17 protein-coding genes are annotated in these 15,993 nt (G+C 64.9%); 16 read left to right on the top strand and 1 reads right to left on the bottom strand.

From position 1 onward, the window contains the following. Window positions 1–42: 42 nt before the first annotated feature. The 8 genes from rpsA (at window position 43) to cysM (ending at window position 7,486) form a co-directional block, all read left to right on the top strand. Window positions 43–1,758 carry a 30S ribosomal protein S1 gene (rpsA, locus tag H0A72_RS12510; protein ID WP_180155774.1) on the top strand — a complete coding sequence of 572 codons (1,716 nt, stop codon included), beginning with the start codon at window positions 43–45 and terminating at the stop codon, window positions 1,756–1,758. Window positions 1,759–1,763: 5 nt separating this feature from the next. After that, window positions 1,764–2,132, top strand: a complete 369-nt coding sequence (locus H0A72_RS12515; protein WP_180155776.1) for an integration host factor subunit beta — start codon at window positions 1,764–1,766, stop codon at window positions 2,130–2,132. Between the two features lie 132 nt (window positions 2,133–2,264). Then, entirely contained in the window at window positions 2,265–2,591 is a 327-nt protein-coding gene (locus H0A72_RS12520) for a LapA family protein (RefSeq protein ID WP_180155778.1), read from the top strand. Between the two features lie 16 nt (window positions 2,592–2,607). Then, window positions 2,608–3,864: a lipopolysaccharide assembly protein LapB gene (lapB, locus tag H0A72_RS12525; RefSeq protein WP_180155781.1), complete on the top strand. Its 1,257-nt coding sequence runs from the start codon at window positions 2,608–2,610 to the stop codon at window positions 3,862–3,864. Next, window positions 3,861–4,790, top strand: coding sequence for a D-glycero-beta-D-manno-heptose-7-phosphate kinase (gene rfaE1 / locus H0A72_RS12530; protein WP_180155783.1), 930 nt, complete (start codon window positions 3,861–3,863; stop codon window positions 4,788–4,790). Before lapB ends, rfaE1 begins: the two co-directional genes overlap by 4 nt. Continuing rightward, window positions 4,787–5,782, top strand: coding sequence for an ADP-glyceromanno-heptose 6-epimerase (rfaD, locus tag H0A72_RS12535; RefSeq protein ID WP_180155785.1), 996 nt, complete (start codon window positions 4,787–4,789; stop codon window positions 5,780–5,782). The genes rfaE1 and rfaD overlap by 4 nt, the downstream gene beginning before the upstream one ends. Window positions 5,783–6,034: 252 nt before the next feature. Then, a complete protein-coding gene (locus H0A72_RS12540; protein WP_180155787.1) occupies window positions 6,035–6,487 on the top strand; it encodes a ComEA family DNA-binding protein in 453 nt (150 codons plus the stop codon). 93 nt (window positions 6,488–6,580) lie between these two features. Beyond that, on the top strand, window positions 6,581–7,486 hold the full coding sequence (cysM, locus tag H0A72_RS12545) for a cysteine synthase CysM (protein WP_180155789.1): 906 nt from the start codon (window positions 6,581–6,583) through the stop codon (window positions 7,484–7,486). On the opposite strand, the gene mltB is transcribed toward cysM, so the two are convergent. Then, the gene (mltB, locus tag H0A72_RS12550; protein ID WP_180155791.1) at window positions 7,479–8,666 is read right to left on the bottom strand and encodes a lytic murein transglycosylase B; all 1,188 of its coding nucleotides are present in this window, start codon (window positions 8,664–8,666) and stop codon (window positions 7,479–7,481) included. The genes cysM and mltB overlap by 8 nt on opposite strands. A 10-nt stretch (window positions 8,667–8,676) precedes the next feature. Between mltB and H0A72_RS12555 the strand changes: the two genes are divergently transcribed. The 8 genes from H0A72_RS12555 to H0A72_RS12590 all read left to right on the top strand — a co-directional run bounded on the left by H0A72_RS12555 (window position 8,677) and on the right by H0A72_RS12590 (window position 15,767). Further along, window positions 8,677–9,600: a histone deacetylase family protein gene (locus H0A72_RS12555; RefSeq protein WP_180155793.1), complete on the top strand. Its 924-nt coding sequence runs from the start codon at window positions 8,677–8,679 to the stop codon at window positions 9,598–9,600. A 51-nt stretch (window positions 9,601–9,651) separates the two neighbouring features. Further along, a complete protein-coding gene (locus H0A72_RS12560) occupies window positions 9,652–10,401 on the top strand; it encodes an electron transfer flavoprotein subunit beta/FixA family protein (RefSeq protein WP_180155795.1) in 750 nt (249 codons plus the stop codon). Next, window positions 10,402–11,331 (top strand): electron transfer flavoprotein subunit alpha/FixB family protein, encoded by a 930-nt coding sequence (locus H0A72_RS12565; protein ID WP_180155797.1) that lies wholly within the window; start codon window positions 10,402–10,404, stop codon window positions 11,329–11,331. Between the two features lie 128 nt (window positions 11,332–11,459). Further along, window positions 11,460–13,283, top strand: a complete 1,824-nt coding sequence (locus H0A72_RS12570) for an acyl-CoA dehydrogenase (RefSeq protein ID WP_180155799.1) — start codon at window positions 11,460–11,462, stop codon at window positions 13,281–13,283. 96 nt (window positions 13,284–13,379) lie between these two features. Beyond that, entirely contained in the window at window positions 13,380–14,021 is a 642-nt protein-coding gene (locus tag H0A72_RS12575; RefSeq protein ID WP_180155801.1) for a peroxiredoxin, read from the top strand. Window positions 14,022–14,294: 273 nt separating this feature from the next. After that, window positions 14,295–14,480 carry a hypothetical protein gene (locus H0A72_RS12580; protein ID WP_180155584.1) on the top strand — a complete coding sequence of 62 codons (186 nt, stop codon included), beginning with the start codon at window positions 14,295–14,297 and terminating at the stop codon, window positions 14,478–14,480. Window positions 14,481–14,583: 103 nt separating this feature from the next. Further along, window positions 14,584–14,973 carry a 50S ribosomal protein L19 gene (rplS, locus tag H0A72_RS12585; RefSeq protein ID WP_180155803.1) on the top strand — a complete coding sequence of 130 codons (390 nt, stop codon included), beginning with the start codon at window positions 14,584–14,586 and terminating at the stop codon, window positions 14,971–14,973. Window positions 14,974–15,038: 65 nt separating this feature from the next. Further along, window positions 15,039–15,767, top strand: coding sequence for an NUDIX hydrolase (locus H0A72_RS12590; protein WP_180155805.1), 729 nt, complete (start codon window positions 15,039–15,041; stop codon window positions 15,765–15,767). Window positions 15,768–15,993 lie beyond the last annotated feature (226 nt).

Below are 15,993 nucleotides of genomic sequence, written 5' to 3' on the forward strand. Positions count from 1 at the left end.
GTGTGTTTTTAACAGCCATTTCCGGCTTATGGATTTAACTTAATGTCCACCATTTCAACCTCTGCCGCCACGGGCGGCGAAAACTTTGCCGACCTGTTTGCCGAAAGCATCAAGAACCAGGACATGAAGTCCGGTGAGGTGATTTCCGCCGAAGTCGTTCGCATCGACCACAATTTCGTCGTGGTCAACGCCGGCCTCAAGTCCGAAGCGCTGATTCCGCTCGAAGAGTTCCTGAACGATCAGGGCGAGCTCGAAGTCGAAGCAGGCGATTTCGTTTCGGTCGCCATCGACTCCCTGGAAAACGGCTACGGCGACACCATCCTGTCGCGCGACCGCGCGAAGCGCCTGTCGGCCTGGCTGCAGCTCGAGCAAGCGCTCGAGTCCGGTGAAATGGTTACCGGCACGATCACCGGCAAGGTCAAGGGCGGCCTCACCGTCATGACCAACGGCATCCGCGCCTTCCTGCCCGGTTCGCTGGTCGACCTGCGTCCCGTCAAGGACACCACGCCCTACGAGGGCAAGACCATGGAATTCAAGGTCATCAAGCTCGATCGCAAGCGCAACAACGTCGTGCTGTCGCGTCGCTCGGTCCTTGAAGCCAGCATGGGCGAAGAGCGCCAGAAACTGCTCGAAACCCTCAGCGAAGGCGCCGTGGTCAAGGGTATCGTCAAGAACATCACCGATTACGGTGCGTTCGTCGACCTGGGCGGCATCGACGGCCTGCTGCACATCACCGACATGGCATGGCGCCGTGTCCGCCATCCTTCCGAAGTCCTGCAGGTGGGCCAGGAAGTCGAAGCCAAGGTCCTCAAGTTCGACCAGGAAAAGAGCCGCGTCTCGCTGGGCGTCAAGCAGCTGGGCGAAGACCCGTGGGTCGGCCTGGCGCGCCGCTATCCGCAAGGCACCCGCCTGTTCGGCAAGGTCACCAACTTGACCGACTACGGTGCGTTCGTTGAAGTCGAAGCCGGCATCGAAGGCCTGGTGCACGTCTCCGAAATGGACTGGACCAACAAGAACGTCGATCCGCGCAAGGTCGTGACCCTGGGCGAAGAAGTCGAAGTCATGGTTCTCGAAATCGACGAAGACCGCCGCCGCATTTCGCTGGGCATGAAGCAGTGCCGCGCGAATCCCTGGGAAGAATTCTCGATCAACTTCAAGCGCGGCGACAAGGTCCGCGGCGCCATCAAGTCGATCACCGACTTCGGCGTGTTCGTCGGCCTGCCCGGCGGCATCGACGGCCTGGTGCACTTGTCCGACCTGTCCTGGACGGAAACCGGCGAAGAAGCGGTCCGCAACTTCAAGAAGGGCGACGAAATCGACGCCGTGGTCCTGGGCATCGACACCGACAAAGAGCGCATCTCCCTGGGCATCAAGCAGCTCGAAGGCGACCCCTTCAACAACTTCGTCGCCACCTACGACAAGGGCGCCGTGGTGCCCGGCGTGATCAAGTCGGTCGAGCCCAAGGGCGCCGTCGTGACGCTGTCCGTCGACGTCGAAGGCTATCTGCGCGCATCGGAAATCTCTTCCGGCCGCGTCGAAGACGCAGGCTCCGTGCTGAGCGTCGGCGACAACATCGAAGCCATGATCATCAACATCGACCGCAAGACGCGTTCGATCCAGCTGTCGATCAAGGCGCGCGACAACGCCGAAACCGCCGATACCCTCCAGCGCATGTCGGAAGCCAGCGCTTCGTCGGGCACCACCAACCTGGGCGCCCTGCTGAAGGCCAAGCTCGACCAACAGCGCGACGACGGTTAATCGGCGTGACCAAGTCGGAACTGATTGCGATTCTCGCCAGTCGCTATCCGCAACTGGCGGCGCGCGATACGGATTACGCCGTGAAGACGGTGCTCGATGCCATGACCCAGGCCCTGGCCAGCGGCCAGCGCATCGAGATCCGGGGCTTCGGCAGTTTTTCGCTCTCCGAGCGCCAGCCTCGCGTGGGTCGCAATCCCAAGTCGGGCGAGAAAGTCTTGGTGCCCGGCAAGCAGGTGCCGCATTTCAAGCCCGGCAAGGAATTGCGCGAGCGGGTGGATTCGGCCTTCGAAAGCGAAACCAATGCCGCCGCCGGCGAGCCCGGCAATGCGGCCTTCACGCTGGGGCAGTTCGACACCCGCATCATGCACGGCTGACGCACGGGGTCCGACCCCGGGGAACGGCAGGCCTCCATTGAAACGGAGGCCTGTTTTCTTTTTGGCCCTCCGAGCCGGTTTGCGCGCCAATTCCCTTACAATTAGCGGATTCCCGGTTTATTGGAGTGAATCATGCGTTATCTGGTCTGGCTGCTGCGCTTGGCCGTCTTCGTGCTGGTGTTGATGTTCGCCTTGAAGAACACCGGTCCCGTCGACGTCAACTTTTTCGCGGACCATGTCGTGACGGGCGTGCCCTTGATCGTGGTAATGCTGGCGGTTTTCGTGCTGGGCGTGTTCCTGGGTCTGCTGATCGCCGTGCCCTCCATCATGCGCCGCCGGCGCGAGGCGGCGCGCCTGCGGCGCGAACTGGCGCGCCTGGAAGAAAAAAGCCGCCAGAACGGCGGCGCCCCCGCCGAGACGCTAGCTCCCGAGGCCGTCGCTCCGATGGCCCCTCTGTAGCGCCCGGGGTCGAGCCGTGGATTTTGAAACCTGGTGGTTGATTTTCGTGCCCGTGCTGTTCGCATTGGGCTGGATCGCGTCTCGCGTCGACATCCGGCAGATGCTGTCCGAAACCCGCTCCCTGCCGAATTCCTATTTCAAAGGGCTGAATTTCCTCCTCAACGAGGAACCCGACCGCGCCATCGACGCCTTCGTCGAAGTGGCCAAGCTCGATCCGGAAACCACCGAACTGCATTTCGCCCTGGGCAGCCTGTTCCGCCGGCGCGGCGAGATGGAGCGCGCGATCCGCGTGCACCAGAGCCTGCTGGCGCGCGCCGACCTGCCCCAGGCCGACCGCGAAAGCGCCCAGCACGAGCTGGCGCAGGACTTCCTCAAGGCGGGCATGCTGGACCGGGCCGAGCAGGCCTACGAACAGGTGCTCGATACGCGCTTCGCGGTGCCGGCGGTGCGCGCCCTGATCCGCATCTATGAGTCCGAGCACGACTGGCCGCGCGCCATCGAAGCGGTCAAGCGGCTGCGCGCCCTGGTGGACGAGCCCGTGCCGCAGCTGGCGCATTATCAGTGCGAGCGGGCCGTGGCCGCGATGTCGGGCAAGAGCCCCGACTTCAAGGCGGCAAGCGAAGCCCTGGACGCCGCCGACCATGCGGCCTCCGCGCTGCGCGGCGAGGCCGGGCAGGCGTCCGAGGCCCGCATCGCCATGCTGCGCGCCCAGCTGGCGCGCCTGGCGGGCAGGCCCGAAGAAGAACGCGCCTACCTGGTTTCCGTGCTGGACACCGCGCCGGAATACGCCAGCCTGATCGCCGGCGAACTGATGGAAAGCTACCGGCGGGTGGGGCAGCAGGAAGAAGGGCTGGCGGTGTTGCAGAACCACTACGTGCGCCGTCCGTCCCTGGACACCTTCAATGTCGTGTTCCGCGAATTGCGCTCGCAGCAGGGCCACAAGCCGGCCTGGGCGTTCGCGCGCCAGGCGCTGCGCGCCCATCCGTCCCTGCTGGGGCTGGATCGCATGCTGGAAGCCGAGCTGGTCCTCAATGAGGATCCCGCGGGGGCCCGGCCCGCCGCGCCCGAAGGCGCCGCCCAGGGAAGCGCCGCCGACATCGTGGCCGGAGCCGACCTGAGCCTGCTGCGCACGCTCATCCACAAGCATACGCAACGCCTGGACCGCTATGCCTGCCGGGTTTGCGGCTTCGAAGCCCGCCACTTCTATTGGCAGTGTCCAGGCTGCAATTCCTGGGAAACCTACCAACCCCGCCGTCTGGAGGAAATGAAATGATGCCGTTCCCGGCCGTGGCGGTCAGCCGCTCGAAAGTACTGGTCGTGGGCGACATCATGCTCGATCGCTACTGGTTCGGCGAGGTCGACCGGATCTCGCCCGAGGCCCCCGTGCCGGTGGTGCGGGTGGCGCGCCGCGAAGACCGCCTGGGCGGCGCGGCCAACGTCGCGCGCAACATCGCGGCCTTGGGCGCGCAGGCCAGCCTGCTGGGCGTGGTGGGCGCCGACGAGGCCGGCGAGAAAGTGGGGCGGCTGGCGGACGAAGCCGGCATACACGCTCGGCTGGTCGTCGACCCGGGCATGCACACCACGCTGAAGATGCGCGTCCTGGGCAGGCAGCAGCAGCTGCTGCGGGTGGATTTCGAGGAAGGCCCGGGCCCGGGCAGCCTGGACGGCCTGGAGTCGCAGGCGCGCGAACTGATCGGCCGGCACGACATGCTGGTCGTTTCGGACTATGCCAAGGGCGCGCTCGCCCATGTCGAACGCCTGATCGCGGCGGCGCGCGAAGCGCGGGTTCCGGTGCTGGTGGACCCGAAAGGGCACGCCTACAGGCGCTATCGCGGCGCCAGCATCATCACCCCCAATCGCGCCGAGATGCAAGAGGCGGTGGGGCATTGGGCCGATGAGGACGACCTCGAACGCAGGGCGCAGAAGCTGCGCCGGGAACTGGAACTGGACGCCCTGCTGGTGACGCGCTCCGAGCAGGGCATGACGCTTTTCACCGAGGCGGGGCGGCAGCACACGGCGGCCCACGCCCAGGAAGTCTTCGACGTGTCCGGCGCCGGCGACACGGTGCTGGCCACGCTGGCCGTCACCCGGGCCGCCGGCCTGGACTGGTTCGATGCGGTCTTGTGGGCGAACCGCGCCGGCGGCGTGGTGGTCGGCAAACTCGGCACATCGGTCGTCACGGCAGGAGAACTCTCATGATCGTCGTAACAGGCGGGGCGGGCTTCATCGGAAGCAATCTGGTGCGCGGATTGAACCTGCGCGGTTTCACGGACATCTTGGTGGTCGACGACCTGACCGAAGGCGACAAGTTCGTCAACCTGGTCCATGGCCGCATCGCCGACTACATGCACAAAGACGATTTCCGGCAAGCCATTGCGCGCGGCGGGCTGGACGGCGTGGAAGCGGTGTTCCACCAGGGCGCGTGCTCGGACACCACCGAGCGCAACGGCCACTACATGATGGACAACAACTACCGCGTCACGCTCGAGCTTTTCCAGCACTGCCAGAGCCGCAAGATACCGTTCATCTATGCGTCGTCGGCGGCGGTGTACGGCGCGGGGCCGGTCTATGCCGAGCACCCGCGCAACGAGGCGCCGCTGAACGTCTACGGTTATTCCAAGTTCCTCTTCGATCAGGTGCTGCGCCGGCACATGCCGAACCTGACGGCGCCGGCGGTGGGCTTGCGCTATTTCAATGTCTATGGCCCGCAGGAGCAGCACAAGGGGCGCATGGCTTCGGTCGCCTTCCACAACATGAATCAGTTCAAGGAACTGGGCCATGTGCGTCTGTTCGGGGGCTGGGACGGCTACGAGGACGGCGGGCAGATGCGCGACTTCATCCACGTCGACGACGTGGTGGACGTGAACCTGCACTTCCTGGACCACTCGATGAAGTCGGGCGTCTTCAATTGCGGCACGGGGCGCGCGCAGCCTTTCAACGACGTCGCCATGGCGGTGGTGAATACACTGCGCCAGCATCATGGCCATGATGCGCTGCCGCTGGAGGAGCTGGTGGAGCAGCAGCTCATCCGCTACATCGATTTTCCCGAAGACTTGAAGGGCCGCTATCAAAGCCATACGCAGGCGGACCTCAGCCAGTTGCGCGCGGCCGGGTACGAGAAGCCGTTCCGCGACGTCCAGACGGGGGTGTCGCAATACGTGAAGGCGCAGCTCCATCGAGGGAAGCTGTAGGCTAGGGCCTGTCCACGCTAAAAGCCCCTGTCGCGCCGGCCGCATCGGCGCGTTCGCCTCCTGGGGCGCGGCCCGCCCGGCGTGCCGGGTGGCGCGAGTTGTCCTTTGGTAACTGTGCGCATGGATGCTTTGCCGGAAAACGGCTGTCGCTGCGCGCCCGTTGCCGGGATCATTGCAGGCAGGAGAGGCCGCCCGGTCGGGTGGCCGGCCCATCCGGGCCGCTCCGCTCACATCCTTCTCAGGAGCCTGCAAATGAATCCCTTTACTGAATCGACCGTGGCGCGTCCGTTGGCGGAAACGGCGCATGCGAAATACGGTGGACCCTTCACCCGCGCAAGGGCGCCCGGGCGGCGCGCCGGCGCGGGCTCCGGCCTGGCCGCGCTGCTGCGCGCGGGCGTATTGGCCGGGATATTCCTGCCCGCGCTGTCTTATGGGGTGGACGTCAATTCGGCCACGCCGGAGCAGTTGCGCGGCGTGCGCGGCATCGGGCCCAAGACGGCGGAGCTGATCATCGAAGAGCGCACGCGCGGCGGCCGCTATGAGTCCATGGACGATCTTTCCGACCGGGTGAAGGGCATAGGGCCCAAAAAAGCGTCGGCGTTGCAGGCCGCGGGCCTGACGGTGGGCAAGGTGGCGCCGGGCCAGGCGCAGTCTTCGCCGCCGCCTTCGCAGTCCTCGTCACCGCCGCGTCCGAAGCCGCGCTGAAGGGCCATGGGGTCGACCGCCTTCCCCGAGGCGGTTCCCGTGCGGCGGGCTTCGCCCGCCGCCGACGTCCCGATTGGGTGTATGATTTCCGGCATGAAAAAATATCTGACTATCGAAGACACCATAGGCGCCACGCCCTTGGTGCGCCTGCAGCGCATCCCCGGCGAATTCGGCGAACGGCGCGGCAACGTCATCCTGGCCAAGCTCGAAGGCAACAACCCGGCGGGGTCCGTCAAAGACCGCGCGGCCAGCTCCATGATCCGGCAGGCCGAAGCGCGGGGCGACATCAAGCCCGGCGACACCCTCATCGAAGCCACCAGCGGCAACACCGGCATCGCCCTGGCCATGACCGCGGCGGTGCGCGGCTACAAGATGATCCTCATCATGCCCGACAACCTGTCCGTCGAGCGCAGGGCGTCCATGACCGCTTACGGCGCGCAGCTCATCCTGACCCGGGCCGACCAGGGCGGCATGGAATACGCGCGCGACCTCGCGCTGAAGATGCAGGCCGAAGGCAAAGGCAAGGTCCTGGACCAATTCGCCAATGACGACAACCCGCTCGCCCACGTGCAAGGCACCGGGCCCGAAATCTGGGAACAGACCGATGGGCGCGTGACGCATTTCGTCAGCGCCATGGGCACCACCGGCACCATCATGGGCGTCGCCTCCTACCTGCATTCCAAGAATCCGGCCGTGCGCATCGTGGGCGCGCAGCCCGCGGAAGGGTCGCAGATACCGGGCATACGCAAATGGCCCGAGGAATACCAGCCCAAGATCTACCGGCCTGAAAAAGTCGACGAATTCGAGCTCATCTCGCAGGCCGAGGCGGAGCACATGGCGCGCCGGCTGGCGGCCGAAGAGGGCATCTTCGGCGGCATTTCGTCGGCGGGGGCGCTGGTGGCGGCCATGCGCGTGGCCGCCCGGGCCGAAAACGCCACCATCGTGTTCATCGTTTGCGATCGCGGCGACCGCTACCTGTCCACCGGCGTTTTCAATTAGGGCCGCCGTAGCCCATCTTGCCGGCCAGCGCCTGCGCCAGGTCGGCGACCGAGCTTGCGTAGAAATAGCTGCGGTTGTAGTGCGTGATGGCAAAGAAATTGGGCGTGCCCAGCCGGTATTCGGCTTGCTTGCGGGGCTCGTCGATCAGGTCGACGACGCCCAGCTTGTGGTCCCGCCACCCGCCCGCCTGGGCCGGCTGCGCCGGGTGTGTCGCGCGCACGCCCAGCGCTTCCAGCTGCCGCCAGTCGTAGGTCGGGTAAAGCCCGCCTTTGACCAGCGTGCCCGCGTTGGCGGGCAGCGTCACGGGCGCAAAGACCGGCAGGCCGGGCACCCATCCATGCAGGCGCAGGAATCGGGCCACCGAGGCGATGGCGTCGTCGGGGCTGCCGTGCAGGTCGATGCGGCCGTCGCGGTCGCCGTCCGCCGCGTAGCGCATCAGGCTGCCCGGCATGAACTGGGGCAGTCCCATGGCGCCCGCGAATGAGCCCGTGGCGCTCAGTGCGTCGATCTTTTTTTCGTGGTCGAGCTGGATCAAGTCCGCCAGCTGGTCCCGGAACAGCTGGCTGCGTTCGGGGCGGCTGCTGTCGGGATAGCGGAAGCCCAGCGTCGCCAGCGCATCGAGGACGCGGAAGTTGCCGGTGTGCCGGCCGTAGATCGTCTCCACCCCGATGATGGCCACGATGACGGACGGGGGAACCCCGTATTCCTTTGCCGCCGCGTCCAGCCGTGCGCGATGCGCGGCCCAGAACTCCTGGCCGGCCTTGATGCGCACCGGTTCGACGAAGCGGTTCTTGTAGGTGACCCAGCTGCGGCGTATGCGGGCCGGATGCGGCGCCATGAGCTTGGCGGCGGTCGCGTTGTATTGCGCCGCCCGCAGCAGGCTTTCGACATGGCCGAGCGGCACGCCGCGGCGCTGGGAGACTTCCTGGGCGTAGGCCTGGATGTCGGGCTTGAGGCGGCCGTCGGCCGACAGGAAGCCTTCGGCGCGCGGGACCGAGGAGCCGGCCTTGATGGACGTGGATTCCGCCGGCGGATTCATGCCGGCGGCCGCCTCGCCCGGCCGGCCCGCCGGGTCCGGAGCGATGTTCGGCGCCATGGGCGCGGCGGTCTGGGTGGAGGCGCAACCCGCCAGGGACAGCGACAGTGCGGCAACTTGCAATATACGGGCAGGTTTGAACATAATCATCCTTATGGAGACTCTATATATTACCCACCCGGAGTGCCGGCTGCATGAAATGGGAAGCTGGCACCCCGAGTGCCCCGAGCGCCTGGACGCCCTTCACGACCGCCTGCTGGCAAGCGGCCTGATGGACTATCTGGACGAGCGGCAAGCCGTTCCCGCGCGGGACGAAGACATCTTGCGCGTCCATGCCGCGGGCTACCTGGAAGCGCTGCGCCGCCACGCGCCCGAAAGCGGCTATTCCCCCATCGACGCCGACACCATCATGAATCCGCACACGCTCGCCGCCGCCATGGCCGCGGCGGGCGCGGGCATCATGGCGGTGGATGCCGTCATGCGCAAGGAATACGCCAACGCGTTCTGCGCGGTCCGGCCGCCGGGCCACCATGCGCGCCCGGCCCAGGCCATGGGCTTCTGCTTCTTCAACAACGTCGCCGTGGCGATCGCGCACGCCCTCGAAAAACACCGCCTGAGCCGGGTGGCCGTCATCGATTTCGACGTGCACCACGGCAACGGCACCGAGGAAATGTTCAGCGGCGATTCCCGGGTGCTGATGTGCAGCTTCTATCAGCATCCTTTCTTTCCCAACCTCAGGCAGGATCCGCCCGCCGCCAACATGGTCAACGTGCCGGTGGAAGCCTACACCAAGGGCGATGCCCTGCGCATGCTGGTGAGCGACGTCTGGATGCCCAGGCTGCGGGCCTTCCGGCCGGAATTCGTGTTCATTTCGGCGGGCTTCGACGCCCACCGCGAAGACGAGATGGGGCAGCTCGGCATGGTCGAGCAGGACTACGCCTGGATCACCGACCAGCTCGTCGATCTGGCGGAAGAAACCGCCCACGGCCGGATCGTCAGCTTCCTGGAAGGCGGCTATGCGCTTTCGGCGCTGGGCAGAAGTGCTGCAGTGCACATAAAATCGCTCGCAAAGTTGTAGAATACAAAATTCTCGTTTTGCAATTCCCAAAATTCCTCAGGAGGAAGCTCGATGAAGGTCTTGGTGCCTGTCAAGCGTGTGGTTGATTACAACGTCAAGGTACGCGTGAAATCCGATCAAAGCGGCGTGGATATCGCCAACGTCAAAATGTCCATGAATCCCTTTGACGAGATCGCCGTTGAAGAAGCCACCCGCCTGAAGGAAAAAGGGGTGGTCACCGAAGTGGTCGCCGTCAGTTGCGGCGTTGCACAATGCCAGGAAACCCTGCGCACGGCCATGGCCATCGGCGCCGATCGCGGCGCCCTGGTCCAGACCGACGCCGAGCTGCAGCCGCTGGCGGTCGCCAAGCTGCTGAAGGCGCTGGTCGACAAAGAACAGCCCCAGCTGGTCATCCTGGGCAAGCAGGCCATCGACGACGACGCCAACCAGACGGGCCAGATGCTCGCCGCGCTGCTCGACTGGCCGCAAGCCACGTTCGCCAGCAAGGTCGAGGTCAGCGGCGACACCGTGACGGTCACGCGTGAAGTCGACGGCGGCCTGGAAACGGTCGCGCTGAAGCTGCCCGCCATCATCACCACCGACCTGCGCCTGAACGAGCCGCGCTACGTCACCCTGCCCAACATCATGAAAGCCAAGAAGAAGACGCTGGACGTGGTCACGCCGGAAGACCTGGGCGTCGACGTCGCCCCGCGCCTGAAGACGCTCAAGGTGTCCGAGCCTCCGGCGCGGTCCGCCGGCATCATGGTGCCCGACGTCGCGACATTGGTGGACAAACTGAAGAACGAAGCAAAGGTGGTTTAAATGACGATTCTGGTTATCGCTGAACACGACAACGCCCAGCTGAAGGGCGCAACGCTCAACACCATCGCCGCGGCCGCCAAGCTGGGCGGCGACGTCCACGTGCTGGTCGCCGGCAGCGGCGCCAAGGCGGCGGCCGACCAGGCCGCGCAAGCCGCCGGCGTGGCCAAGGTGCTGCTGGCCGACGGGCCCGCGCTGGCCGAGGGCCTGGCCGAAAACGTGGCCGCGCAGGTGCTGGCCATCGCCGGCAACTACAGCCATATTCTCTTCCCCGCCACCGCGGCCGGCAAGAACGTGGCCCCCCGGGTCGCCGCCAAGCTCGACGTCGCCCAGATCTCCGACATCTTGTCGGTCGAATCGGCCGACACCTTCACCCGCCCCATCTATGCGGGCAACGCCATCGCCACCGTCCAGTCCGCCGATGCGGTCAAGGTCGTCACGGTGCGCACGACGGCCTTCGATCCCGTGGCCGCGCAAGGCGGCGCCGCCGCGGTCGAAGCCCTGGACGCCGTGGCCGACTCCGGCAAGTCGTCGTTCGTGGGCCGTGAAGTGGCCAAGAGCGACCGCCCCGAACTGGCCGGCGCCACGGTGGTGGTATCCGGCGGCCGCGGGCTGGGCAGCGCCGAGAACTTCAAGATCCTCGATCCCCTGGCCGACAAGCTGGGCGCGGCGCTGGGCGCATCGCGCGCCGCCGTCGACGCGGGCTATGCGCCCAACGACTGGCAGGTCGGCCAGACCGGCAAGATCGTCGCGCCGCAGCTGTACGTGGCCGTCGGCATCTCGGGCGCCATCCAGCATCTGGCGGGCATGAAGGACTCCAAGGTGATCGTGGCGATCAACAAAGACGCCGAAGCGCCCATTTTCGGCGTGGCCGACTACGGCCTGGTGGCCGACCTGTTCCAGGCCGTGCCCGAACTGGTCCAAGCGCTCTGATCGGCGGCGCTGCCCAAGAAAGCCTGTAAACCTCCGTTTACGGGCTTTTTTTTTAAAATAGGGCCCGCGGCCACGGCCGCGGGCCCCTCATTGCACATGCCGGCCGGCTTCGGCGAACTGGAGACTGTATGAGCTATCGCGCACCGCTTAGGGATATTCGTTTCGCACTGAAGGAACTGGCGGACCTGAAAGGCGTCCTGGCCCTGCCGGGCTACGAGGAAGTGTCCGAAGACCTGATCGACGCCGTCCTGGACGAGAACGCCCGGTTCGTCGAGCAGGCGATCGCGCCGCTGAATCGGGGCGGCGACGTCGTGGGCGCCCAGTGGTCCGATGGCGCAGTCACCACGTCGCCCGGCTTCAAGCAAGCCTTCCGGGAATTCGCGCAAGGCGGCTGGCAAGGCTTGCTGCATCATCCGGAGCAGGGCGGGCAGGGCCTGCCCAAGCTGGTGGGCGCGCCGGCCAGCGAAAACATCAACGCGGCCAGCCTGGCGTTCTCGCTTTGCCCGCTGTTGACGGACGGCGTGATCGAAGCGCTTGCCGCGGTCGGCAGCCGGGCCCAGCAGGACCTGTACATCCCGGCCCTGATCGAAGGGCGCTGGACCGGCACCATGAACCTCACGGAGCCCCAGGCCGGCTCCGACCTCGCCCAGGTCGCCACCCGCGCGGTCAGGCAGGACGACGGCAGCTACCGGCTGTTCGGCCAGAAGATCTTCATCACCTACGGCGAGCACGACATGGCCGAGAACATCGTGCACCTCGTGCTGGCGCGCACGCCGGACGCGCCCAAGGGGGTCAAGGGAATTTCCCTGTTCATCGTCCCGAAATTCCTGGTCCAGGCCGACGGCACGCTGGGCGCCCGCAACGACGTGTGGTGCGCCTCGCTCGAACACAAGCTGGGCATACACGGCAGCCCCACGGCCGTGCTGCTGTACGGGTCGGGCAAGGGCGAGGTGGGCGAGGGCGCGGTGGCCCAGCTGGTGGGCGAGGAAAACCGCGGCCTGGAATACATGTTCATCATGATGAACGCGGCGCGCTATGCGGTCGGCATCCAGGGCATCGCGGTGTCCGAGCGCGCCTTGCAGCTCGCCACCGCCTATGCCCATGAACGGATTCAAGGTCAGGCGCTCGAAGGCTCGGCCGGCCCCGTCACGATCGTCAGCCACCCCGACGTCCAGCGCATGCTGCTGACCATGAAGTCCCTGACCGAAGGGGCCAGGGCGCTCGCCTATGTGGCCGCGTCTTACTGCGACAAATCGCGCCGCCACCCCGACGCCGAAGCGCGCGCCCGCTACAAGGCGCTATACGAATACCTGGTTCCCGTGGTGAAGGGCTTTTCCACCGAGGTCTCCGTCGAGGTCGCGTCGCTGGGCGTGCAGGTGCACGGCGGCATGGGCTATATCGAGGAAACCGGCGCGGCCCAGCATTACCGCGACGCGCGCATCCTGCCCATCTACGAGGGCACGACGGCCATACAGGCCAATGATTTCGTCGGCCGCAAAATACTGCGCGACGGCGGTGCCGTGGCCGCCGGCCTGGCCAAGGAAATGCGCGCGACGGCCCGGGCCTTGCAAGCGGCCGCGGAAACCGGCGGACAGCATGCCGACGCCCTGGCCTTGATAGCCGGGCGCCTGGAAGCGGGCGTGGAAGCCTGCGAACGCGCCACGGCTTTCGTCCTGGAACAGGCCGGGAAATCCGCGCGGCCGGTGTTCATGGGCAGCGTGCCGTATCTGATGCTGGCCGGCTTCGTGCATGCAGGCTGGCAAATGGCCAGGGCCGCCCTGGCATGCCAGGAGCATGCGCGCGCCGGCGCCGGGGACGATTTCTACGTGGGCAAGCTGGCCACCTGCGTGTTCTATGCCGGGCACGTGCTGCCGCGCAGCCAGGCGCTGTGCGACGCCGTGCTGGAAGGCGAGATCACCAGCCGCTACGCCGCGCTGGCGGTGAGATCATAAGTATATAGCTACAGGCAATTTCCATTGGCTTGTTCATGCTGTCAAAATATATCGACTGTGCTTCCGTAGACCACTCATTTTGACGAGAGAACTGACATGACAACTTTGCGCCTGGGCGATACCGCCCCTGATTTCGAGCAGGATTCTTCGATTGGCCGGATTCGCTTCCACGAGTTTCTGGGGGATAGCTGGGGGGTGCTGTTTTCGCACCCAGCCGACTTCACCCCCGTATGCACCACCGAACTGGGCTACACCGCCATCGTGGCGGGCGAATTCGCCAAGCGCAATACGAAGGTGATCGCCGTTTCGGTCGACGATGCCGAGTCCCACCGCAAGTGGATCGAAGACATCAACGACACCCAGAAGACCAAGGTGGATTTCCCCATCCTGGCGGATCAGGACCGCAAGGTCTCGACCCTGTACGACATGATCCACCCCAACGCCAGCACCACGGTGACCGTGCGTTCGGTCTTCGTGATCGACCCGGCCAAGAAGATACGCCTGACTTTCACCTATCCCGCCAGCACCGGCCGCAATTTCAACGAGATCCTGCGCGTGCTGGATTCCCTGCAGCTGACCGACAGCCATAGCGTGGCGACCCCGGTCAATTGGCAAGACGGCGACGACGTCATCATCGCTCCGTCCTTGAAGGATGAAGCGGTGCTGAAGGAAAAATTCCCCAAGGGGTACACCGCCTTGCGTCCTTATCTGCGCATCACGCCCCAGCCCAACAAATAAGCCGTTCGCCGGCCCGCAGCATGGGGCCGGTGCCGCCGGCCTTTCGACGGTAACCACCGGCCCCGGGCACCAAGAAGCCCGTCGCGTTTTGCGGCGGGCTTCTTTGCGTCCGGGTTCCGGCCTGCGCGCTACGTTGCCGCTTTTCGCCCATGTTGCAAATTCGGGCTTGCCAAAACAACTGTTTTTCCATACAGTATGACTTATACAGAGCTGTATTTATGAACAGTAGTTCCGGCGCCGTCACCTGCAAGGCGGGCCCGCAAGAGGCAAACCATGAACATTCATCACTACAAAGACACTCCCTCCAAATGGCCTTTTCCCGCCAAGCCCGCAAAACCCGTCAAGCGCGGCCGCGGCCGGTTGAGCAGGGGGGCCATGTTCGTCGACATCTGCCTGGTTGCCGTCTGGGGCGCAAGCATTCCCGGCCTCATGTGGCTGGGCGCTGCCGGCGGCTTTTAAAAAAGCGCCTTTCCCTGTATAATGGCAGGCTTTGCAACTCATCCTCTGGCGGGTTTTCAAACAAAAACAGACCCGATCCAAGATGAAACCTGGAGTGTTCAACGTGAACCTGATCGAACTTCTTGAACAAGAAGAAATTGCCCGCCTTACCGGCGGCGAAGCCAAGCCCGAGTTTGGCCCCGGCGACACCGTCGTCGTCAATGTGAACGTGGTCGAAGGCGCGCGCAAGCGTGTCCAGGCATACGAAGGCGTTGTCATTGCCAAGCGCAACCGCGGCTTGAATTCGTCGTTCATCGTGCGCAAGATTTCTTCCGGCGAAGCCGTGGAACGCACGTTCCAATTGTATTCCCCGCAAATCGCCAGCATCGAAGTCAAGCGCCGTGGCGATGTGCGCCGTGCTAAACTGTATTATCTGCGTAGCCGTTCGGGTAAGTCCGCTCGCATCAAGGAAAAGCTGGTTCGCAAATCGGCAGCCAAGAAGGCAGCAGAATAATCCTGCTGGCTCTGGTCCAGAATCACAAAGGCACCCCCGGCGGGTGCCTTTGTTTTTTAGGAACTATGTCGCAAAACCCATTATCTCCCAGAAGCAGGCGCGTCATCGTCACCCCTGTTTTTGATCCCCTGGTGCAGCCGGTCCTGCCAGTCCAGCCGCTGCGGCCTTTGCGCAGCGACAGTATCCAGCTGGATTTCATCCAATCCGCTTTCCTGCGCCCGTTCCCGTGGCAGGTCGAACCCTTGTTCAGGCTGTCGTTCGAAGCCGACCCTTTGCAAAACCAGGACGCCATCCCCGCGGCGGTGTTTTTCCCGCTGGTCCAGCGGCCTTCCGGCCTGCACGTGCTTTTCACCCGCCGCGCGTCGCATCTGTATGACCATGCCGGCCAGATCTGTTTTCCTGGCGGGCGCATCGAAGCGACCGACAGCGACGAGATCGCGGCGGCGTTGCGGGAGACCCGCGAGGAGATCGGGGTGTCGCCGGAGTTCATTCAGCTCATCGGGAAGCAGCCTGATTATCTGACGTCTTCGCGCTTCATCATGAAGCCGGTGGTGGGGTTGATACGGCCGGGGTTTCAGCTGGCTCCGGATGTCAGCGAGGTCGCCGAGGTCTTCGAGGTGCCGTTGTCGGTGTTGATGGATCCTGGCATGCATCGGCTGCATCGGGCGCAGCTGCCGGATGGGGGGGAGCGTCTGTATTTTTCAATTACCTGGAAGTCTTATTTCATCTGGGGCGCCACGGCTGCTTTGATACGCAATTTCTATCGGTTTCTTTCGGCAGCGCAGGATCAGTAGGCGAGGGGACTTGTTTGTTGCCGTGCTGTTGTCTGGTTTCTTGACGCGGGCTGTTTATTGATCGCTGCGTTGTTGTTGGTTTCTTGACGCGGGCGGTTTATTGATCGCTGCGTTGTTGTTGGTTTCTTGACGCGGCCTGTTTATTGATTGTTGCGCCGTTATTGGTTTCTTGACGCGGCCTGCCAGGTGCTGCGCGGGCGCTCTTGCTCCCGTGACCCGGTCCTGC

It is taken from the genome of Parapusillimonas granuli (assembly GCF_013416525.1).
Classification (GTDB): domain Bacteria; phylum Pseudomonadota; class Gammaproteobacteria; order Burkholderiales; family Burkholderiaceae_B; genus Parapusillimonas; species Parapusillimonas granuli.